Genomic DNA, 22160 nt, shown 5'->3' on the forward strand with positions numbered 1-22160 from the left:
GATGGCTAAATTAACAATAGGTTTTATTGGTTTAGGCAACATGGGTGGCCCAATGGCGGCTAACCTAGTTAATGCCGGCCACACAGTACGCGTATTTGATTTAAATAAAGCGGCGGTCAGCGAACTTGAAGCAAAAGGCGCAATGGCCGCAAGCGATGCTGCTGAATGTGCTATTGGCGCCGATATTTTTATTAGTATGCTACCAGCAAGCAAGCATGTTAAGTCGCTTTATCTTGGCGAAACGGGCTTAATTAATTTACTAGACAGTAAAACACTGGTTATTGATTGCTCAACCATTGATGCTGAATCAGCTCGTCAAGTAGGCAGCGAACTGGCACAAAAAGGCATTGATTTTGTTGATGCGCCGGTATCAGGTGGTGTTGCAGGTGCAACCGCGGGTACGCTGACCTTTATTGTCGGTGGTGAGCATCGTCACTTTGAAAAAGCCAAGCTTGCATTGGTTGATATGGGCAAAAATATTTTCCATGCGGGTGATATTGGCGCAGGCCAAGTGGCTAAAATATGTAACAACATGCTGCTTAGTATTTTGATGGCAGGGACAAGTGAAGCTCTGCAAATGGGCATTAATAATGGCTTAGACCCCAAAGTATTGAGTGACATTATGACCGCCAGCTCAGGCCGTAACTGGACCTTAGAGCTTTATAACCCGTGCCCAGGTGTGATGGAAACCGCACCGGCTAGTAATGATTATAAACCGGGCTTTATGGTTGATTTAATGGCAAAAGATTTAGGTCTTGCTATGGAAGCAGCCCAGCAAAGTAATTCATCAACCCCAATGGGGTCAATGGCTAAAAATTTATACACCATGCTGCAACACCAAGGTGCAGGCAGTGATGATTTTAGTGCCATTTTTAAATTATTCTCGAAGTAGGAGTGTGTTGTGGAAATTAAAAACAACAACATCGTTATTACTGGTGGTGCGCAAGGTTTAGGCTTTGCGATGGCCGAAAAGTTTGCATCGCTTGGCGCAAATATTGCGCTGATTGATATGCAACAAGACATCCTCGATACTGCGGTATCTGCCTTGGCTAAATACGGCACAAAAGTACAAGCCTATGTTGCAAATGTGACTGATGAAGATGCAGTCGTTACAACATTCAACACGATTAATAATGACTTTGGTCATATTGGTGTGCTTATCAACAATGCGGGTATTTTACGTGATGGTATGTTTATCAAAGCGAAAGAAGGCAAAGTGGTTGATAAGATGTCGCTTGCCCAATTTCAGTCTGTTATTGATGTGAACCTGACGGGCGTGTTTTTAGCCGGACGTGAAGCAGCAAGTCACATGATTGAGTCTGGTAAAGGTGGCGTTATCGTTAATATGTCGAGCGTTGCACGAGCAGGTAATATTGGCCAAACAAACTATGCTGCTTCTAAAGCAGGTGTTGTTGCGATGACAACTGGTTGGGCAAAAGAACTAGGCCGCTTTGGAATTCGTGTGGGTGCAATTGCACCGGGTGTTATTCGCACCGCAATGACCGATGCAATGAAGCCAGAGGCAAAGCAGCGCATGATGGCTGTAACCCCTGTGGGTCGCTTTGGTGAAGCAGAAGAAATTGCACAAACGGCACAGTACATTGTTGAAAACGATTTCTTTACAGGCCGTGTTGTTGAAATAGACGGCGGTATTCGACTTTAATTTCAATTACCCATTGAATACCAAAACGGTAAGCTTAGCTTGCCGTTTTTTTGTTTTTAGATTAGGGTGAGTTTCTGATTAATAAGGAAATTACAATGACAACAGAGAACGTTAAAGCTTCACTGATGAAGGGAATAACAGCACAATTTACGTTAGGCAAGCATGTTATTGAATATTGGGGGTCAGCCTATACCGGTAAAGAGACCTTAAAAGTCGATGGTGAATTAATAAAAGAAGCCCGTAGTTTTAAAACTTCCTCTTGCCATGAATTTGATATTGATGGTAAAGCCTGCAAGCTAGATTTAATCGTAAAGCCCTTTAGAAAATCCACCGCAGTCATTTCATTAATGTGTGATGGCGTTTTAGAGCAAAGCTATCAGCTTAAGTACGGTACAATACGAAAAGTTGCATGGTATTTTAAAGCGATTCAACTTATGGCATTTTTTGCTCTAGGCTGGATGTTTATGAGCGACGTAATAAGTGTGATGGAGTTAATTATTCTGGCAGGCATCATTTTAACTGTTTCAGAACTGTTTTTTAAACAACATGGTTGGACCATTGAAGAGCAAAATCCTTGTAATTAACTTACCAACATTCAATAATTAAACGGCTAACAATGCCGTTTTTTATTTTGAGAGATGCAGTGAATCCCAAACAAATCCGCAATTTTTATATCAACGAAGAGCAGTCTGTATACTTACTGTCTCACCATGATGCAAAAAAGCACCGTCGATGGCTCAACATATGTATTAAGCAATTAACCTTGCTTGGTTACACGCAGGTTGAGCTAATTGGTTCAGGGGCATTTGGTTTTGTTTTTGCGGGGATTGATGATGAAGGCGTGCCATGGGTATTTAAGTTTTCGCGGATAACACTGGCACAAAGCGTTCGCGACCGCCTAGAAGACGAAGCTTACATGCTTTCTCAAGTAAATAACCCCTTGGTGCCGAAGTTTTACGCCTTTGAAAGAATAAAAAAGCAAGGCATCTTAATGATGGAGCGCGCCCTTGGCGAAGATTTAGAAAAAATATCCATCAAGCAAGGGCGTTTTAGTGCAGCAAAAATTATGTCGCTCGCGCTTAAGCTCAGGAATGTACTGGTTGATTTGCGTGAGCACAAAAATGGCATTAGCCCACAACCCATTGTGCATGGTGATATTAAGCCTTCTAATATCGTGTATGACGAACAAAGTAATAAATTATCTTTGGTTGATTGGGGCAGTTCTGTGTATGCCCAAATCGACAGTGAAGGGAATCCGGTTGCCAGCAATTTTATGGATTTAATGTCGGCAGATATAAGCACCACCAACGCACGTATGGGCGATGTGTATTTTATTGGTGATGAGCAGATGTCGGGCGGTCAATCATCGCCACGGTTTGACGAGCAAGGCGTTGCATCAACCTTGTATGCATTAGCATCTGCGCAATCATGTCGCTTTGGCGCTAAAGTTATTCCTGCCACCAGTCTTAACTTACCCATTGAGCTTGCACGGGTAATTGATGGCATGCTTTCAAAAGATAAAGCAACGCGAGATGGTGCGGGCGATTACTTTATGCGTAATATGCCAACCATGGCTAAAGCATATTTACCAGAGCTGCCGCGTGAGGTGATACGCCCCTATATTCCTTACTGGTTTAGCGACATAGACGAGCACCCTGATACCGTAGTATACAGCTCGCGTAAACAGTTTTTGCGCCAAGCTGATCATAATCAACAACTGCTCGATGTAAATGATGCACAGCTTGATAGATACTATAAAGAGTTCTTATTTGATACCGGCGATACCGAAAAAGCATTTTTGGCGGCAATCAGTCGATTAGCTAAATACCCGGTAGTAGGGGGCTTAAGTTTTCACTGGAAAGAAAACTCTGTGTTTGTTGAGTCATCCTTAATTTTGCATGACGAAAGCTTAGGCACTGCCTTTACAGACGCTATAAATAATACCGTGATGCTTGCTCAAGGTATTGAACAAAAAGGCCTGTTTAAGTGTTGCTTATTCGATGCGCGTAAAACTATTCAATTAGAACGTGACGGCACAGGGGCCTTTAAGTTTGAACATTTACCAGAACTTGATTACGAAGTGATGGATGTACAGGCCTCTGATGTAACGCGACCACACTCGTACTTTGAAGACGGCAAAGACCCCGATGAGCAACTACAACTGCCTAAAAAAGTGATTAAATGCGTATTTGAGCTAAACCAAATACATCACACAGGCTGTATCATTTTTGAAGCCTTACCTGATAGGATGAAAATACATCATTACTATCGTTTGCTTGATGCCAGTAAAGAGCCTGAATTTAAACGCTTATTGAGTAAGTTGATGCAATATGCTGTTAGCATTACCGATGTAGGCGTTGCTGGTTTTATGAAACTCCCGTATAAAAACACCCGTGAATTTGACTTATGTGCCAAACAACCCGATGAATTCTACCCACGAGATCCAAAAAGAGTCGCTCTGTAATGCGCTGGGCTTAACATAGCCAAACAAAGCCAAAATACAGAACTCACTTTTTTACCTGCCACTTTATAAAGACGTCGCGTAAGTTGTTTTACCGCTCACTTAGCCATTACTAATACCAATATCAATCCGCAGTAATAGATCATCATTTTGGTATCAACGATGTTTTATTGTCTCAAGAGTACTTAATTTAGCGAATTGGTACAATTTTCTTACGTGCAATGCACTGATTTAAAAGGAGCAAAATTGGCTTAAGGCTTAGTTTTAATTGATGGGTTTTAGGTGCAGGCACGGTAATTTACATGATACTGTGTTTATATACAGTTGTGAGTGCTTGTGCCCAATAATATTAAGTACACTGTTTTGAAATGGATTTACGAAGTCTAAATATGCTTTTTAATTATGTGTTTACAAAGATGTTTATGTGTAGAAAGATGGGTGTATAAAAAACAAGCCATCAAATGTGTTATGAAGCAGTAAAGTGGTTGGGTATTAAAGGGCATGTAAGGAGTAATTATGACATTTGAAGATGCACAAAAAGATATGAATACTTCTTACTGTGGTGGCGGAACCGGCGTTTTAGCATCTGGGGTTATCTGGTGTTTAGCGGGGATAGTTGCACTTCAATACTCATATCAATCAAGCATGCTCGCGCTTTTTTTTGGTGGGATGTTTATACATCCTATCGCTATATTTTTATCAAAAGCACTGAAGCGTTCAGGAAAACATAATGCTAAAAATCCGCTCGGAAAACTTGCTTTAGAAAGTACGATAATTTTATTTGTTGGGTTGTTTATTGCCTTTGCTGTAGCAACGTTAAAGCCTGAATGGTTTTATCCAATTATGCTCATGATAATTGGTGTACGTTATTTAATTTTTAATACTTTATATGGCACAAAAGTGTATTGGATTTTAGGGGCTCTGCTTATGATATCTGGCGCGCTGTGCATATATTTGGCGAGTGATTTTGTAATTGGTGCATTTATTGGGGCTGCATTAGAAATCGTGTTTGCGGTCGTAATTTTAAATCAATCAAAAAATTTGCATCTAAAAATAACATAACACGCCTTGCTAGTGTGAATTTTAACTGGCAGGTATACAGATTGGAGAATTGGAGAAACATGGAAGAACTTTACCTAGAAATAGCGTTTACGCTCTGAACCCTTATTAAAACGCTGTTTATAGTTAAATCGGTTGTCGTTCATGCCACAGAGATAAAACTCATTTTACAAGGAAGAGAAAATTATGCGTTATTTAATACTTATCTTATTTATTCCATTTTTTACTTTAGCTGAAAGCAATCCAGAACTAAAAAAGGAATTAATGCAAATGGAAATTCAAGATCAAAGTATCCGCAATAAAATAGGAAAAGTTGGCTGGCAAAATCCCCCCAAAGAACTCATAAACCAGCTAAAGATAATAGATGAAGCTAATACAACTAAGCTAAAAGCTATTATCAAAGAACATTCATGGCTAACAAAAGAATTGGTCGGTATTGAAGGAGTGAGTGCTGCTTTTTTAATAATTCAGCATTCATCAGATATTGAATTTAAAGCAAAAATGCTCCCGTATTTAGAGACGTCATATTTAAATAATGAAGGTATAACGGGACAGCAACTTGCCCTACTAACTGATAGGGTCCTTATTGCTCAGGGCAACAAGCAACTCTATGGCACTCAGGCTGACTTAATTGAGGGTCAAATAGTATTTAGTCCTATTGAAGACAAGGCTAATGTTGATAAACGTCGAGCAAAAATGAAAATGCCACCACTCGATTTTTATAAAAAGTTAATGGAAGAAATGTACGGTATAAAAGATCACCCTGAAATAGATCTTAATTAATACAACGATAAAAGCAAAATTAAGCTCTTTTAAGACAGGTTTTCGGTGGGATCTTAATGGTAGAAATGAAAAAGTTTATTTTACTGGTTTTAGCTGTGCTTACTTTGACTTCTTGTAGCAAGCCTTTGCCAGCGGATAAGTTATCTTACGTAGGTGAGTGGGAAAGCAAAGAAATGTACTTGCTTATCCATCAAGACGGTACGGTGGTATATAAGAGGGTCCAAGATGGTGGGTCAACATCTATAAACGCGCCGTTAAAAGAGTTTATAGGAGACGACTTTGTAGTGGGTGTGGCTTTTTTAACCTCTAATTTCGATGTGACAGAAGCACCACATTTGGTTGGTGACGAATGGGTAATGGTTGTTGATGGCGTGAGATTAACAAAAAACCAAGGTTATTAGATATTGCTGTAAATATTTATAGGAACTTACTTAAATAATTAATATTAGGTTGTTTTTATTATAAGAGATTCTTACTTTAGAAGCGTGTATTTGCGTTATTTAGTGTTTCAAAAGGGATGTTATGAATAAATTATTATTTTTTATTGTTTTTTTCGTTATTAGTAATGCTCAAGCAGCTGACGCGACTTATTTCTCAGAACTAAAAGCCGAGCTTGATCAGGCTGTACCAAAGATTTTAGATAAGCATAAAGCCCCTGGTGTTGCCGTTGCCTTTGTTCAAGGCGAAGAGGTTACCGGATTTCTTTCTTATGGCTTTGCAGATATTGAAAGTCAAAAAGCCATTACAGAAAATACCATGTTTAATGTAGGCTCAATATCAAAAGTAGTGACTTCGTGGGGGGTTATGCAGTTGGTGGATCAAGGTAAAGTTGAACTTGATAAACCAATAAATAATTATTTAAAACGCTGGAAGATACCTAAGTCTGAGTTTGGAACTGAAAATGTAACGTTAAGAAATGTTCTGTCGCATACATCGGGCTTGTCTCTCGGTCCTTATTCTGGCTGGGGCTCACCGACAGATGTTCCTTCGATTGTAGATTCATTAAATGGCAAGAATAATGGTGCAGGCGATGTAAAATTAATACATACACCAAATACAAAATGGTCATACTCAGGTGGTGGGTACTCTATTGTTCAGTTACTCATAGAAGATGTATCGGGTTTAAGTTTTGAAGACTATATGCAGAAAAATGTACTTAAGCCGCTCGGAATGAATAACTCAACATTTAATGTAACACCTGCTGTTATGAGTAAATCAGCAACACCGTATGATGAAAATGCAAAGAAAACATCCATGATCTACTTTGCTGAGCAAGCCGCTGCGGGTTTACAAACAACTGCTATTGATTTAGCACGATTTAATTTAGCCGTGCTTAAAAATAAGGAAAATAAATACAATGGCTCTCGTCTTATATCACAAGCTTTAATTAAAGAAATGATTACACCTGTAGCAAATACAGGGGGTCGCTGGAGTATGAGTTATGTTGTCGATTCAGAAAATAAAAGTTTAGGGTTCGCTGGATTTAACCAAGGGTGGATAGCGTTAACACGGTCGATTACAGACCAACAAAATAGAGGCTACGTAATACTTACCAATAGCAGCATAGGAAGCGTTAGTAATGATATTGATAGTCTTATTTTATCTAAACTGCGCAAGCCTAAAAGTGAGTAGTTTATAGCAACTAAGCTTACTTAATAGGTATTTTTGATACTTAATAAGGTGGTTATGTTGAAAAGCATAGAGAGAATAACAATCTATTTAGTATAGAGCTCAATAATAGGGAGTCGTACTGATGAATCAATTAACTGAAAAAACGATTGCGTGTCCGTATTGTGGTGAATACATTGATGTATTATTAGACCCCGCTGATGTTGATCAGCAATACATAGAAGATTGCCAAGTTTGTTGTAAGCCTATTAATTTTTTGGTTTTTGAAAGCGCTGATGAAACGCTTTCAGTGACAGTATCCAGTGATGATGCTGGTTATGGGTTTGCGTCTTATTAGATTACGGATTGTTAGCTATTTTTATGCTTAACGCCACATTAAACAAAAACCTGCATATTGCAGGTTTTTGAATGTTAAAGTTTTATGGCTTCTGAGCTTCTATAATCTCAGTGATCCCCTCAGCCGAGAGTATTTCTATCCAATATCCATCTGGGTCTTTAATAAAAGCTAAGCCTTTCATTGAGCCATCATCAGGCTTTTTCACAAACTCAACATCATATTTAGCAAAGCGTTCACAGGCTGCGTATACGTCAGGCACGCTAATACCTATATGACCAAACCCTTTGGGTTCGTTATTACCATTATGGTAACCCTCAAAGCTGTCGTCGTTTTCAGTGCCCCAATTATGTGTAAGCTCTATAAGCGCTGGGCGGCGAAATACCCACTGTGCTTTTTCTTTATCAGTCCCTTTTGGTATAGCTTGCTCATAGCCTAAAAAGTACAGTGTAAATTCCATTGCCGGAAAATCGTACTTGCCTAATAGTTTCATTCCTAAAACGTTTTGGTAAAACTCTAATGAAGGCTTAGGATCTTTTATACGCAGCATTGTTTGTTGCATTACGTAATCTTGTGTCGCATTTGCGATTTGTTCTGGCGATTCATTGTAGTCAGACATACATGTCCTTTGAAAAGTTAGAGGTGAAAAAACATAAATGTAGTGTAGTAATCATAATCAACCTCCATTGAAATTTAAACCATGATACGTAAAGGCTATCTAATAAAGTGAACTATTTTCTTTAAAATAGGTGTATCTATTTATGTCACTTAATACACGGGCCGTTGCTATTAAAGACTGAGCAGATATTTATAAACCAAGGAGGAAATAACGATGTGGGTTTTACGAAAACGTCTAACAAATTGACTTAAATTGATTGGAACTTTGATTAGTACTTTTTTAACAGATACTTTTTAACTGGTACTTTTTAACAACTACTTTTGATTAGTCGTAAAAAGCAGAGAAACAACCTAAATAAGCCGCTCTTAAAAACGGCTCATTTAAACTTAAAACATGAAGCTAGATTAATTACCCCAAGGGTTGCTAGCACTTGAACGCTGTTTACGCGCACGGGCTTTTTGTTTCGCTTCTTTTTTCTCATGAATGCGTTTTGCATCAGTAAAACTAAGCTCACACGGCTCACCAGGTTTTTGATCTGCTGGGATTACGCGATCGCGTGGTGGTAGCTCGTAGTTAACGTCATCAGGGCGCGGTAAGTTTTTTAGGCGGTACAGATAAAAGTTCTCGACCTTTTCTTGCGCCCATTGAGTTTTTCGCAAAAACTTAACGGCAGATTTTACATCAGGGTTATTTTTAAAGCAGTTTAAACGCAGGTAGGCATGGAGTAATTCCCAGCCATACTGGTCAACAAGTTCAGTGACAACCTGCTCAATGCCCACACCCTGTAGTGGGTTATTGCTGAAAATTTCTTTATTACTCATTCGACTGTCCGGTATTTCTCAAAACTAGGGTAAGTATAATTGCCTTTACCCTAGTTTTATACCTAACGAAGCAAGAAACTGTATTTTGAGTGGTTATTCTTTACAGTTAACCACAACACGGCCACGTATTTCGCCTTTTAATAACGCATCAGCATGGCTAATGGCGTCTGATAATGGAATTTCTCGCGAAATTGTATCTAGATACTCAGGCTCAACTAACTCGCTCAGACGTTGCCATGCTTCGATACGGTCAGCTTTAGGGCGCATGACACTGTCTATGCCTATTAAGCTGATACCACGAAGAATGAATGGCGCAACGGTTGCTGGGAAATCCATGCCTTGTGCTAAACCACAGGCTGTAACAACACCCCCATAGTTAATTGATGCACAGACATTTGCCAGTGTATGACTACCTACCGAATCAATGGCTGCCGCAAATTGCTCTTTGGCAAGTGGTTTACCGGCAGTGGAGAACTCATCGCGTGATAAAACACGTTTTGCTCCAAGTTTTTGTAAGTGTTCGGCCTCGTTCATACGACCCGTTGTTGCTACAACGTCAAAACCGAGCTTATTGAGTAAGTAGATGGCAAAACTTCCCACTCCACCATTTGCTCCAGTCACTAATACTTCGCCGCTTTGTGGGCTAATACCGTGCTTTTCAAGCGCAATAATACTCAGCATTGCGGTGTAGCCTGCGGTGCCAATTTGCATTGCTTGTTTAGGGGTTAAATTAGCGGGGAGGGGGATAAGCCAATCGCTCTTCATTGAGGCTTTTTCGCTAAGACCGCCTAAATACTTTTCGCCAACACCAAAGCCATTTAATAATACGGTGTCGCCCGGTTTAAATTCGTCAGAATCGGACTCGCTAACCGTGCCTGCAAGGTCAATACCTGGGATCATAGGAAATTGTCTTACCACTGGTCCTGTCCCCGTTATCGCCAGAGCATCTTTATAATTTAGGGTGCTGTAGTCAACATCAATATTAACATTATGCTGGTGGATGCTCTCAACAGGAAAATCTGTGTAATTGGCGTGATAGCCTTGATCATCTTTATTTATAACTATCGATTTGGCTGATGTTGTCATGGTTGACTCCTTTTAGACCGATCGTCTTTTAATGGTTAAATTAAAACCGTTAATTGATTTATAACGGCTTTATAAGATTAAACGTAAAAATTGTGCTGTATAAAGGGTAAGGGGTTCGCTTGATTTATCAAGCTTTGAGCGCATAACGGCACCTTCCCAGCCAATCCAAAAAAATTCAGCAAGCATTTTGCAGTCTGTCGATTTTGCGATTTGTTTTTGTTCTTTCGCTTCAATTAAACACTGCTCAACTAATTGCTGCCAGTGCGTATACGCTTGTTTAATGCGGGCTATCATTGCGTCATCAAGGTGGCTGAGCTCTTGGTTAAGATTGCCAATAAGGCACCCTCGTTTAAACGCATATTTTGCCATGCCTTGTTTGGCATCGTTAGCAAATAAAACAACGCGTTCAAGTGGACTAATAGCGCTATTAGTGAGATGGCGTTTAAGCTTTGCTTGAAAGTAACTGTCGTAAGCATCGATTAAGGCTAAACCAAAATCATTTTTACTTTTAAAGTAATGATAAAAAGAGCCTTTAGGCACTTGCGCCGACTTTAAAATTAAATCGATACCTGTGGCGCTAAAGCCTTTTTCAGTTAATACAGCTAACCCAGTATTAATTAGCAATGCGCGGGTATCTGCATTTGTGCGCTCAATTTTTGGGGGCCTGCCACGACGGCTTGGCTGTATTATTTTTGTTTCCATAGCTCAATATTAGACCGATCGGTTTTTAACATGCAAGCAATTTGTTGTCTAAATTGTAATCATAATAAAAATGTCATAATTACAAATTAATGGGGAACTTTACTGAAATAGCCTGTGTCACAAATAATGGCTATGCAATTTATAGCTCGTTTTTACTGTATTTATAGGTGGTTTGAAATATAGAGGTATGACCACTTAAAGGTTTTAAATGTTAATTCAGTTGATCATCAGCACGTTACTCATTGTCAATTTATTTAATTGCTTTTGTCATTTGAATTTAACAGTTTTATTAACTATTCATTAAATGTAGATGTCAATTTCGCTACATATCTATAAATATAAAAGGTGAGGATATTACCTATGAAGAGACAGAAAAGAGATCGTTTAGAAAGAGCTCATTCTCAAGGTTATAAAGCAGGCTTGGCAGGCCGTTCCAAAGAACAATGCCCTTATCAACAAATTGACCCTAAATCAGAATGGTTAGGTGGATGGCGAGAAGCAATAGAAAACCGAAACATGTTCAAAACTTAAAATAGGCATCTTATTTACGCAAAAAAGCCCCAAAAGGGGCTTTTTTGTTTCTGCATTCTGGGGTTATTAGAATGCAGTTGTATCTTGGAAAAGACCTACTTTAAGATCTTTTGCTTCATAGATTACACGACCGTCTACTTCTACAGTACCGTCAGCCATACCCATGAACAATTTACGCTTGATAACACGCTTCATATCTAAACGGTAAGTTACTTTTTTAGCCGTTGGTAAGATTTGACCAGTAAATTTAACTTCACCTACACCCAGTGCACGACCAAGACCAGGGCCACCTGACCAGCCAAGGAAAAAGCCAACTAATTGCCACATTGCATCTAAACCAAGACAACCCGGCATTACTGGATCACCTTTAAAGTGGCAGTCGAAAAACCAAAGATCAGGGTTGATATCAAGTTCAGCAACGATTTGACCTTTACCGTGTTCACCACCATCGGCAGTGATAGAAACGATACGATCCATCATTAACATGTTATCGCTTGGAAGACGACAATTGCCTTCGCCAAACATTTCACCTTGACCACAAAGGACCAATTCTTCTTTTGTATAGCTGTTTTTAGGTTCCATAACTCTTTTTCATCGCTTAGAAATTGCCCCGTACTTTAGCGTACACTTGTACGCTAAACAACTCGGAGCAGTTAATTTTTTGCTATTTTTAGTTTGTTTTATGACCATTTAATTAAACTGTTGCTGTTAAAGGGAGATAAAACCGCGCATTGTGTATTAAAAATCATTATAATTGCTGTGATTCTTTAACCAGTCTAAAGGAAATTTATGATCCTTTTTGTAAACTCACTGACAGTGATTGATTTTTCTTACTTGTGTAATAAACGCGGCGCAGTTGGCGAGAGCTGGATTGTTGATTTAACCCTGCATGGCCAACTTAATGATGAGTCTATGGTGCTTGATTTTGGTTTAGTTAAAAAACAAATCAAAGGCATTATTGATGAATGTATAGATCACAAACTTGCCGTGCCTGCGAAACTAAACGGTTCACTTACTCAACACGATGAGCACAGCGTATTAGATTGTCATTTTGGTGACAACCACCACTTAGCGATGAGCGCACCAAACCAAGCCTTTTGTTTAATTGATGCCGACGTGATTGATGAGCACTCAGTGACCGCGTTTTTAATTAAAACGATAATGCCGCAATTGCCTAGCAACATCGAAAAAATTGAAATTAATTTATACCCTGAGCGCAGCCAAAGTTTTTACTACCACTACAGCCATGGTCTTAAAAAGCATGATGGCAATTGTCAGCGCATTATTCATGGTCACCGTTCGCAAATTGGTATTAGCCTTGATGGCATGGCTATGCCGCGTTTGCAAAAAGAGTGGGCCGATAAATGGGAAGATATTTATTTAGCGACAGCTGAAGACGAAGTCAGCAAAGCAGAGTTAAAACATGTTACAGCAGAAGATAACGATGTGTGCTTTGCGTATACATCGCAGCAAGGCTACTTTGAAATGGCCATTGCTGAATCGCGTTGCGACATTTTACCGTGCGATACCACGGTTGAATGCATAGCTGACTATCTTAGCGCACAAGTTAAAAATGAATACCCAGAGTCTGAGGTGAAAATCACCGCGTACGAAGGGGTCGGCAAAGGATCAATTAGCTATGCGTAAAGGATTACTGCTAACCGCGTTGGCAAGTTTGTTGTCTATAAATGTAAATGCGGTTGAACTAAAAGGACATTTAACTCAAGGCGGTTTAGTCACAGGCCAACTTGAAAACGTTAAAAGTGTGAGTTTTAACGGTGAAAACTTAAAATTGTCGCCTCAAGGTGAATTTGTATTTGGTTTTGGCCGTGACGCAGACACACAGCACACATTAACGTGGGTTGATAATGACGGTGTCGAGCATGAGCAAGCCATTGTTATTACAAAGCGCGAATACAAGATTGACAAAATTACAGGCGTGGCAAAAAAGTATGTTTCGCCGCCCAAAGAGGTATCTGAGCGAATTTCTCGTGAAGCGGTTGCTGTGCGAAAAGCGCGAGAAGTTAATTCTGACCTCCGTTATTTTTTAGATCCGGTTTATAAGCCAGCACAAGGCCGTATTTCGGGTGTGTATGGCAGCCAGCGTTACTTTAACGGTGAGCCACGTAGACCACACTTTGGTTTAGACATCGCAAATAAAACTGGCAGCCCTGTGTATGCGCCTGTCAGTGGTACCGTTGTTTTTGCTGAGCCTGATTTATATTACTCTGGTGGCACGTTGATTCTTGACCATGGCCATGGTGTAACTTCGACTTATATTCATTTAAGCAAATTGGATGTAAAAGTAGGGGATACCATTACCCGAGGCGATAAAATCGCTGAGATAGGTGCAACGGGCCGAGTAACAGGACCCCATTTAGACTGGCGTTTTAATTGGAAAAATGAACGCCTTGACCCTGCGCTAATGATGCAAGACACATTAGCTAATGAAAAGTAGAGACTATGACACAACAAATCGATCGTGACGCTATTATTGCCCAGCGTATTGCTGACTCAACAACGTCGGTAACAAAAACAGTATTTCCTGGCCGTACTAACCATCACAACACCTTATTTGGTGGTGACGCGTTAGCGTGGATGGATGAAGTTGCTTTTATTGCTGCAACTCGTTTTTGTCGTAAACCTTTAGTAACGATTTCGTCTGACCGTGTTGACTTTAAAGAAGCGATTCCTGCCGGTACGTTTGCAGAACTTATCTCTAAAGTAGTCTATGTTGGTAATACCAGCCTAAAAGTAGACGTAGAGATATTTTTAGAGAGAATGCATAAAGACGATAAGCATCTTGCTATCTCGGGTAGCTTTACGTTTGTAGCGGTTGATGATAACCACAGACCAACACCGGTTGTGTGCGATAAAATGATCTACGGTTTCGACAGCTAACACACTCAAAGATAGCTAAAATAAATAAGTACCTGCGGGTACTTATTTAATTAACCAGAAAGAACACATCATACTATATATTGTAATATGTATTACTCAGCACTTATGAATCCTTTACCTTAAATTAAACAGGGGATAGCAGAAGATGTAATTTAAGAGCAAAGCAAAAAAGTGTTTAAAATTGGCCGTAACAAGGTAATAAAAAGCCCCACATATGCAGGGCTAAAGTCTTTTTAACTGGCTGAATAACTTTTGAAGTTGCAGTACAGTGTTTTAATTTAAAGTACCATTGCTGCTATCCAACCCGATATCAATAGCGGAATATTAAAGTGAATAAATGTGGGTACCACTGAATCCCAAATATGATCATGTTGGCCGTCGGCGTTCAATCCAGACGTTGGTCCTAAGGTAGAGTCAGAAGCAGGGGAGCCCGCATCACCTAATGCCCCAGCAGTACCAACAAGTGCAGCCGTTGCCATAACAGAAAAGTTAAGTTCTAAGCACAGTGGTACAAAAAGGGTCGCAATAATTGGCACCGTAGAAAAAGAACTACCAATGCCCATGGTGATCAATAGGCCAACTAATAAAATGAGTGCAGCGGCAAGCGGTTTGTTTCCTTCTATCATACCAGCAGCAGAGCTTACTAATGAGGTAACGTCGCCAGTTGCTTTCATAACGGAAGCAAAGCCTTGTGCCGAAATCATAATAAAGCCAATCATTGCCATCATGGCTACACCTTTACTAAAAACGTCGCTGTTCTGCTCCCACTTAACAATACCAAACAGACTAAATATCATAACTCCAACAAGGCCACCTAGAATCATAGAGCCACTCACATTTTGAGCCAGCAATGAGCAAAGTACGGCAGCAATACCAACAGCCAATACCTTTTTTGGTTGTTCGATAACAACGTCTTGCTGTTTTTCTGTTAGGGCGTGAGCCTCATAATGACGTCGCTTTTTGTAGCTAACAAATACCGCGATAATTAAGCCAACTAACATGCCAAGCGCAGGAATTATCATAGCGATAGGGACTTGTGTATTCACAAGTTCTAAGCCGTTTTCAGTGAGGTTTTTATGTAAAATTGAATATAAATAGATTCCACCAAACCCATACGGAAGAACCATATAAGAGGTTGCAAGACCAAAAGTTAAAATACAGGCAATGGCACGTCTATCTAATCGCAGCGTGTTAAATACAATTAGTAACGGGGGAATTAATATAGGAATAAACGCGATATGTACCGGGACTAAGTTCTGCGACGAAATCGCACACAATAATATGATCCTTAAAATTAAGTAGCTTAGGGTTGTTTCGCCTTTGTGGCTGTTATCATTCACTTGCTTGAGCAATTTGGCTGCTAAAATGCGTGTTAACCCTGACTTAGAAATAGCCACAGCAAATGCACCTAGCATTGCGTAACTTAGTGCTATTTCAGCGCCGCCCGATAACCCTTCGTTAAATGCATTAAGCGTATCTGACAAGCCAAGCCCAGCCGTTAAACCGGCAACAATGGCACTTAGTGTCATCGCGACAATGACATTAATACGGCAAAGTGTCAGTACCAGCATTAATATAACGCCAACAATTACTGCATTCATATTGTTCTCTATTTTGCTGTTTTGAGAGAGTTTAACAGAACTCGAGCAGTGGTTTTACGTTTTTGAGTAAATGCGAGCTGTTGATAGCGCACTTCGATGATTATCTGTTCAAATTTAGCCAATTCGCTGGATAAATGGGGCTTTTGTTTTTTTATATTTGCAATGTTTTGCAAAGGAGTAAGAGTGACATCGGTTTCAATACCCCGTTTATTCGCCCAACGGTAAAGCTGTTCTATTTCGTTAATAAGTGGCTCATTAGAGAGAGGCGTGCGCTTTGAATAGAAAAAGTAACCTAGAAAAATAAAGGCTAGCGTAACCAAAACTACAAGTGGCGTTATCCAGTTCGCTTTATTTCCAAATAATGATTTTAAAAAGTTTTGTTGTGATTGCTGATCAAAAGTCAGCACCCAATTCGTCCATTTATAATCTAATTCTTCAAGGTGATTTCTAAGCCAATTTATTGCTTTAAAGTGACTCCAGCGTTTTAGGCCAAATCCTAAATTTTCATTAAAGCTTTCATTTAATTCGCTTAATTGTGATAACGAGCCATTTAACCGCTCTGGTGCAACAACCGCGGTTGCATCAAACACATGCCACGCATTATTAAAATGTACTTCTACCCAGGCATGGGCATCGTATTGATAAACGTTGAGTGTTGAACCTTGCTTTTGTTCGCCGCCTAAGTAACCAGAAACTACACGCGCAGGAATTTTGGCAACCCTGAACATAAAGGCTGCTGTACTTGCGTAATGTCCACAAAAGCCACGTTTATTATCAAATACAAACTGGTCAATTGTATTCTCGCCAGTCATTGCTGTTGGTGTGAGTGTGTAGCTAAATGCTTGTTCATTAAAATAGCGCAATAAAGCATTAAAATAGGCTTCTTCGTTGGTATTTTTTTCAGCGAGAGATAATGACAGTGTGCGCGTTTTAGGGTTCACGTTGCCAGGAAGTCGCGTATAAAGTCTTTTTTCAAAGTCAGACAGAACAACATTATTTAATGAGCCGCTTTTAACGGTGTATTTTATATTCTTATTTAAATTGCCTTTGCGTTTTAGCAAACCATTATAGGTGGAGACTACAGCCGTATTATCACTTGTTGCATACCCTAAACCATATAACCAATTAGCCGATGAAGGCTCTGCAATAACTTGATATTGAACGTAGTTTTGAGGGGGAACTGGCTTGCGAGTAAGGTTAAACTGTTGAGATTTTAAAATGTCCAATATTAACCATTCGTTACCATTAAACTCATCATGAATAAGGCTTCGCCAATAATAGGGGGGCTGCAGAGCTGTATTATTAGGCTCTTCAACTCTAAAAACTAGCTCGTCTGATTCTGCCAATCTGGCAATAGAAAACGGGTTTACCTGTTCAGACAAACCTGTTTTAGCAAGCTTTGGTCCCGGTAATTGCCAAAAAGCAGGAAGTCTTGGTAAAAATAAAATTAGAAATGCAGCAATAGGTAAAGCGAACAAAATGGTCTTAACACTCTGTTTATTTGCCGTTTTAAAGCTATTAGGGCTGTCTAAATAGCCAAGGACTGCAAAATTAACGATATATAAGCTGCTTACCAGCAATGTTTCGAGTAAACCTTGATGAAAGAGATACAGGGTCGATAAGTTAAAAAACACGAGTAAACACACGGTTTGATATTGCTTGGTTGTTCGCGCTTGCAATAGTTTAAATGTACTTGCAAGTAGCATCATTGAAACAAATAACTTAACTGTGTCAGACACACCGACAACAACAAATAAAGCGATTAGACAGGCCGCAGCTAAAATATTAGCCACCTTACCATTGAGTTTTTTATAGAACTTTCCAATTAATAAATTAAGGCAGCTTAAAGAAATTAAAATGGCGAGAAAAAGAGCAGGGACTTCAGTAAACAAAAATCCACTCATAATGATGAATATGAATGAAAGTGCCGAATTTATTAAGCCTGCATTATGCATCTTCAGCATATTTAAAACTCCGCCAGCGCTTGAAGGCACGATTTTTGATGCTCTAAACCGCAACCCGAAGCAATCTCACTATTTGGCAACGTTAAAGAAAATGTAACGTGCTGTTCAGTGAGCTTATTGACTAAATAACATAGTTGACTGAGCCTAGTTTCAGTATTGCCGTTTAAGTTATTAAAGTTAAGTGCCATTTTGGCAGACGAATGACTCGTAAACTCCTTGCTGAGTAACTGCTGAGTTTTTGCGTAGTGTTTCCAAGATACTTTATTAAGTGCTGTACCGGGGATAAAAGGAGACAGTTGGTGAAAATCATCCGATCCCGGCTTTTGTTGGCTTTCATGCTCTTCGCTATCGCCTAATTCCAGTGTGTCAAAAACTAAACTAGGGTCATCGATTGGCTCTGGGTATATATAAATTGCATCACTGGGCTCAATATAACTCCATACCGACACAAGCCCAAAAGGAAAAGAGCTATAAATTTGGACTTTTTCGAAGCAATAACGCCCACGTTTGTCTAAGTTTAACGAAATATGCGTATTTATTACTTCGTTATTACCGACATCAATGAGCTGTGATTTTGTATTTTTATATCCAAGCGCAACACGTTGACACGCGCTCTTAGCTTTCATAGAAAAATGAGCGGTTGGTTGATTCGGTGCATAGCATGGCGTTACGTGATTAAACTTTACACTGAGACCACGTAGATTTTTATAACCCGTTAAAATGGCGAACACTAATAAAACAACCATGAGGTACGCCATCGCTAAAATAAGGTTGTTTTGATAATTAATACCCATCACAAAATTTAACAGTGCCACAAATAAAAATTTAGCTCCTAAGCGCGATGGCAAAACGTAAATTGTATTATGACGCAGTGTAATCTCGTTTGTTTTATGCTTATTTTTTAATAACTTATTTATAAAAAAGTGCGTAAAACGAGTTGCAAAAGTAGGGCGCTTAAGCATCTTTTACAAGCTAACAGGAACATGTTTTAGTGCATAAGCACTGTCATCTTTATTCAACCCAAGACGGTGATCTGTCACACTTGCAAACACCGCTTGAACGTCTTCAGGTAAAACAAAATTACGTCCTTCAATGTAGGCCCATGCTTTAGCTGCACGAGAAAGCGCAATAGATGCTCTTGGCGATAAAGGATTAACAAAGTGCTTGTCTTGGCGAGTAAATGCAACTAACTCTAAAATATAATCAACAACGGCATTGCTGAGTGTGACCTGAGTAATTTCTGTTTGAATAATAGAGAGTTGCTCAGTTGTTATACGCACGGGTAAATCGTCGTAGTTACGATTATTTAAACCCAAAATTAAATTTTTCTCAGCCTGTTTATCAGGAAACCCTAAACTAATTCGCATAAAAAAGCGGTCTAACTGTGACTCAGGTAAAGGATATGTACCAGACTGATTTACTGGGTTTTGTGTAGCAATCACAAAAAAAGGCGATGGCAGGGCGTGTTTAACAGAATCGACCGTGACTTGCTTTTCTTCCATTGCTTCTAACAGAGCGCTTTGTGTTTTAGGACCCGCGCGATTTATTTCATCTGCAAGGACAACTTGGCTAAAAACAGGCCCTTGATGAAATGAAAAAGTGTGTTCTTTGGCATCAAATATATTTGTTCCTAATATATCTGACGGAAGTAAGTCACTGGTAAATTGAATGCGTTGATACGATAAACCTAAAACCGCCGCAAGTGCATGCGATAAAGTGGTTTTACCCATACCTGGTAAGTCTTCAATTAACAAATGACCTTGGCTGAATAAACAGGCTAATGCCAACTTAATTTGTTGTTGTTTACCAAATATTACTGTCGATAGGTCATCTATAACGCGTTCAATAGTCGAATTCATAAACTTCTTAATTTGTTATGGTTTACATCAATTCTAGACGTTTCATAACAGTATCGACTTTTTTTGCGTTAAATGGTTTAGCAATAAAACCTTTCGCGCCAAGTTCCCACGTGTTTTGTACATTTTCGAGACTGTTGTGGCCAGAGCACATAACAACATGTGTGTGTGGGTAGTTGTCGTTTAAGTATTCTAAAATCTCTGTGCCGTCTGTGTTGGGGAGCTCTATATCGAGAAAGATGACGTTAGGCGATTTTTCTTCAATAACTGTTTTAGCTGATTCAAAATCTCGGCTTTCTAAAATATCTTCAAAGCCAAGGCCTGTTAATATCTGATTGAGATAGTCTCTGATATCTTGCATATCATCAATTATCAAAATGGGTTCTAACGGTTTCACAAATTCCATATTGTTTACATCTTATCGTTACATCTTAGTTTGATAGTTTTAATATATGCCATGCAATACCTAAGCTCAAGAAACAGTCGATAATTAAATGGATTATATAGCAAAACACTCACCTAATGTCCGATACCGTCTAGTATTGGACTTAGTGTCACTGAATACAGCGCTCAGATATATACAAACCATTACTTCCTATAATTTATATTATGTTAAATAAGGTAAATATTTATATAATTAAGTTCATTATTGCCTTGTAGATTTAACGTATTTTCACCTGCTTTTGTACAAAGATGCTCTTTTACATTGTGAGTTAAAAGCAATTTGTATTTGTCATTTTTACCATGCTTTATTTAAACGAGCTGATTTACACTCACTCTCATTTAACTACACTGTTCGTCTGTTTGAATACACATTGCTTTACTAGCATTACGGCTAGCACGGTCTGGTTATTTATTAATTTTTAGAGATGGTTGTTTATAGGTACCACGCGGTGAATTTTAGGTACCTTCTAATTTCATCAACAAGATTGAGTTTTTACAACGCTCTGTTCGTTATAACGAAAGTCATGTAGATGCCCTGCAAGCTCAAATTGCACACCTGTATGACTTAGTTGAAGCCAGTGAAACCCTTAAAATCATTGGCAATGACTTAATCAAAATGAGTGATCAGCTTGCTCTAAAAGATATTGTTTTGAAGTATGGAGAGAAGAAAACAGCATAATATCTAACAAGGCCTCATTAAGTGGCCTATTCATTTTAAAATTGGTAACCTAAAAGTACAAAATTAATAGAAAAAGGAATTCAGCTTGAATGAATATGTAGAATTAATAGTAAAAGTGTCAAAGCTAATAATAAATCTAAAAAATGCAATAAGTATCTTTTTAACTTGTGTTTTTTATGTTTTCTTAAGTAAATACCTACCTATTTTTTTACTTGAGCTTGAAATATCCATAGATGAAAATCTTCAAAAAACAATTTTACTTTTACTTTCCATCAGTCTGGGAGTTGCTCTGACTGAGCTAATCTACTTTTGTGTTAAAGCCGTAAATTGGTGCACCAACTATTTCAAAACATTAAATAGAACAAAAAGAATTAATGAAAATAAGATATTGAAAGAGAAAGAGCGAGTTGAAAAGCTAAATGATTCTTTAGCGTCAGTTATATTCGATTTTAGTGAGGATACAATTTCCGCACTAGCTGAGGCATGCGCTAGTAAATTATCTGCTGTTCATTACAATGAAGTTATAAAACTACTTTATAACAGCAATTACATTTTAAAATTACACCCTTTAGAGGGGTCAACATTTCTATATACCATCAACCCAGAAGTTCGAGAAACCACCGAAGGATTTTTAAACTATCATTATGATAAAGCAATAAATATGTATAAGGAAAATCCAGATTTAAATGAGTTACTGAGTCATTTTGAAGAAGGTAAAGATATTTCAAACATCCTGATTAATTCAAGATTATTCGATGATGTATATTTAGGCACTACACCAGAACTTTTTACAGTACAGCGTGGAAAGCATCGTAACTATCTTATCTCTTTTGCGTCGAGCTACACACACAAAAGGCTTGAAGAAATTAACAATAAAAACTATTTCCATCTTATAGATGTAGATCAAGCTCAAGTTCGTTTAATAATGCCCGGTAAATAAGCGGGCATTATTTATTAAAAAACTTTTACTTTAGAGCTTCTGATAATGCACTTACCAACTCATCATCAAGCTTGCTTTCTGTTTACT

24 protein-coding genes are annotated in these 22160 nt (G+C 38.8%); 14 read left to right on the forward strand and 10 right to left on the reverse strand.

Annotated elements, in window-relative coordinates:
• The first annotated feature begins 1 nt into the window (after position 1).
• From mmsB to ACSSVW_RS03315, 9 genes are all read left to right on the forward strand, one after another.
• Positions 2-892 (forward strand): 3-hydroxyisobutyrate dehydrogenase, encoded by an 891-nt coding sequence (gene mmsB, locus ACSSVW_RS03275; protein WP_036968440.1) that lies wholly within the window; start codon positions 2-4, stop codon positions 890-892.
• Between the two features lie 9 nt (positions 893-901).
• Positions 902-1663 carry an SDR family oxidoreductase gene (locus ACSSVW_RS03280; protein WP_065979917.1) on the forward strand — a complete coding sequence of 254 codons (762 nt, stop codon included), beginning with the start codon at positions 902-904 and terminating at the stop codon, positions 1661-1663.
• Positions 1664-1758: 95 nt separating this feature from the next.
• Positions 1759-2247 carry a hypothetical protein gene (locus ACSSVW_RS03285; protein ID WP_454178845.1) on the forward strand — a complete coding sequence of 163 codons (489 nt, stop codon included), beginning with the start codon at positions 1759-1761 and terminating at the stop codon, positions 2245-2247.
• A 32-nt stretch (positions 2248-2279) separates the two neighbouring features.
• Entirely contained in the window at positions 2280-4127 is a 1848-nt protein-coding gene (locus ACSSVW_RS03290) for a protein kinase domain-containing protein (RefSeq protein WP_075593577.1), read from the forward strand.
• Positions 4128-4640: 513 nt separating this feature from the next.
• On the forward strand, positions 4641-5186 hold the full coding sequence (locus ACSSVW_RS03295) for a DUF7010 family protein (RefSeq protein WP_421419737.1): 546 nt from the start codon (positions 4641-4643) through the stop codon (positions 5184-5186).
• A 183-nt stretch (positions 5187-5369) separates the two neighbouring features.
• Positions 5370-5966, forward strand: coding sequence for a DUF6624 domain-containing protein (locus ACSSVW_RS03300; protein ID WP_074988223.1), 597 nt, complete (start codon positions 5370-5372; stop codon positions 5964-5966).
• A gap of 56 nt (positions 5967-6022) precedes the next feature.
• Positions 6023-6367, forward strand: coding sequence for a lipoprotein (locus tag ACSSVW_RS03305; protein ID WP_454178846.1), 345 nt, complete (start codon positions 6023-6025; stop codon positions 6365-6367).
• Between the two features lie 121 nt (positions 6368-6488).
• The gene (locus ACSSVW_RS03310) at positions 6489-7598 is read left to right on the forward strand and encodes a serine hydrolase domain-containing protein (protein ID WP_454178847.1); all 1110 of its coding nucleotides are present in this window, start codon (positions 6489-6491) and stop codon (positions 7596-7598) included.
• Between the two features lie 121 nt (positions 7599-7719).
• Positions 7720-7932, forward strand: a complete 213-nt coding sequence (locus ACSSVW_RS03315; RefSeq protein WP_180311555.1) for a CPXCG motif-containing cysteine-rich protein — start codon at positions 7720-7722, stop codon at positions 7930-7932.
• An 82-nt stretch (positions 7933-8014) separates the two neighbouring features.
• Here ACSSVW_RS03315 and gloA read toward each other — a convergent pair whose 3' ends face one another.
• The 4 genes from gloA to acuR all read right to left on the reverse strand — a co-directional run bounded on the left by gloA (position 8015) and on the right by acuR (position 11157).
• A complete protein-coding gene (gene gloA, locus ACSSVW_RS03320; protein ID WP_036968417.1) occupies positions 8015-8548 on the reverse strand; it encodes a lactoylglutathione lyase in 534 nt (177 codons plus the stop codon).
• Between the two features lie 404 nt (positions 8549-8952).
• The gene (locus ACSSVW_RS03325; protein ID WP_036968414.1) at positions 8953-9369 is read right to left on the reverse strand and encodes a VF530 family protein; all 417 of its coding nucleotides are present in this window, start codon (positions 9367-9369) and stop codon (positions 8953-8955) included.
• 93 nt (positions 9370-9462) lie between these two features.
• Positions 9463-10455, reverse strand: a complete 993-nt coding sequence (acuI, locus tag ACSSVW_RS03330) for an acrylyl-CoA reductase (NADPH) (protein WP_454178848.1) — start codon at positions 10453-10455, stop codon at positions 9463-9465.
• A gap of 69 nt (positions 10456-10524) precedes the next feature.
• A complete protein-coding gene (gene acuR, locus ACSSVW_RS03335) occupies positions 10525-11157 on the reverse strand; it encodes an acrylate utilization transcriptional regulator AcuR (protein ID WP_180311557.1) in 633 nt (210 codons plus the stop codon).
• Positions 11158-11517: 360 nt separating this feature from the next.
• Between acuR and rmf the strand changes: the two genes are divergently transcribed.
• A complete protein-coding gene (gene rmf, locus ACSSVW_RS03340; RefSeq protein WP_036968408.1) occupies positions 11518-11688 on the forward strand; it encodes a ribosome modulation factor in 171 nt (56 codons plus the stop codon).
• Between the two features lie 66 nt (positions 11689-11754).
• On the opposite strand, the gene fabA is transcribed toward rmf, so the two are convergent.
• Positions 11755-12270 carry a bifunctional 3-hydroxydecanoyl-ACP dehydratase/trans-2-decenoyl-ACP isomerase gene (gene fabA, locus ACSSVW_RS03345; protein ID WP_036968405.1) on the reverse strand — a complete coding sequence of 172 codons (516 nt, stop codon included), beginning with the start codon at positions 12268-12270 and terminating at the stop codon, positions 11755-11757.
• A 207-nt stretch (positions 12271-12477) separates the two neighbouring features.
• Between fabA and ACSSVW_RS03350 the strand changes: the two genes are divergently transcribed.
• Genes ACSSVW_RS03350 through ACSSVW_RS03360 form a run of 3 tightly spaced genes read left to right on the forward strand, consistent with a single transcriptional unit; the run spans position 12478 to position 14589 of the window.
• Positions 12478-13335 (forward strand): 6-carboxytetrahydropterin synthase, encoded by an 858-nt coding sequence (locus ACSSVW_RS03350; RefSeq protein ID WP_454178849.1) that lies wholly within the window; start codon positions 12478-12480, stop codon positions 13333-13335.
• Positions 13328-14146 (forward strand): M23 family metallopeptidase, encoded by an 819-nt coding sequence (locus ACSSVW_RS03355; protein WP_454178850.1) that lies wholly within the window; start codon positions 13328-13330, stop codon positions 14144-14146. Before ACSSVW_RS03350 ends, ACSSVW_RS03355 begins: the two co-directional genes overlap by 8 nt.
• 5 nt (positions 14147-14151) lie before the next feature.
• Positions 14152-14589 carry an acyl-CoA thioesterase gene (locus tag ACSSVW_RS03360; RefSeq protein WP_036968399.1) on the forward strand — a complete coding sequence of 146 codons (438 nt, stop codon included), beginning with the start codon at positions 14152-14154 and terminating at the stop codon, positions 14587-14589.
• Positions 14590-14867: 278 nt separating this feature from the next.
• Here the strand turns inward: ACSSVW_RS03360 and ACSSVW_RS03365 are convergent, their stop codons facing one another.
• From ACSSVW_RS03365 to ACSSVW_RS03385, 5 genes are all read right to left on the reverse strand, one after another.
• On the reverse strand, positions 14868-16190 hold the full coding sequence (locus ACSSVW_RS03365) for a Na+/H+ antiporter family protein (protein WP_454178851.1): 1323 nt from the start codon (positions 16188-16190) through the stop codon (positions 14868-14870).
• Between the two features lie 8 nt (positions 16191-16198).
• Positions 16199-18154, reverse strand: coding sequence for a transglutaminase family protein (locus tag ACSSVW_RS03370; protein ID WP_454178852.1), 1956 nt, complete (start codon positions 18152-18154; stop codon positions 16199-16201).
• A gap of 2 nt (positions 18155-18156) precedes the next feature.
• Positions 18157-18969, reverse strand: coding sequence for a DUF58 domain-containing protein (locus ACSSVW_RS03375; protein WP_454178853.1), 813 nt, complete (start codon positions 18967-18969; stop codon positions 18157-18159).
• A 150-nt stretch (positions 18970-19119) separates the two neighbouring features.
• Positions 19120-20013 (reverse strand): AAA family ATPase, encoded by an 894-nt coding sequence (locus tag ACSSVW_RS03380; protein WP_036968391.1) that lies wholly within the window; start codon positions 20011-20013, stop codon positions 19120-19122.
• 22 nt (positions 20014-20035) lie between these two features.
• On the reverse strand, positions 20036-20416 hold the full coding sequence (locus ACSSVW_RS03385) for a response regulator (protein ID WP_036968390.1): 381 nt from the start codon (positions 20414-20416) through the stop codon (positions 20036-20038).
• 802 nt (positions 20417-21218) lie between these two features.
• On the opposite strand from ACSSVW_RS03385, the gene ACSSVW_RS03390 reads away from it, so the two are divergent.
• Positions 21219-22073 (forward strand): hypothetical protein, encoded by an 855-nt coding sequence (locus ACSSVW_RS03390; RefSeq protein ID WP_454178854.1) that lies wholly within the window; start codon positions 21219-21221, stop codon positions 22071-22073.
• Positions 22074-22160 lie beyond the last annotated feature (87 nt).

Source organism: Pseudoalteromonas sp. MBR-15, from assembly GCF_053628915.1.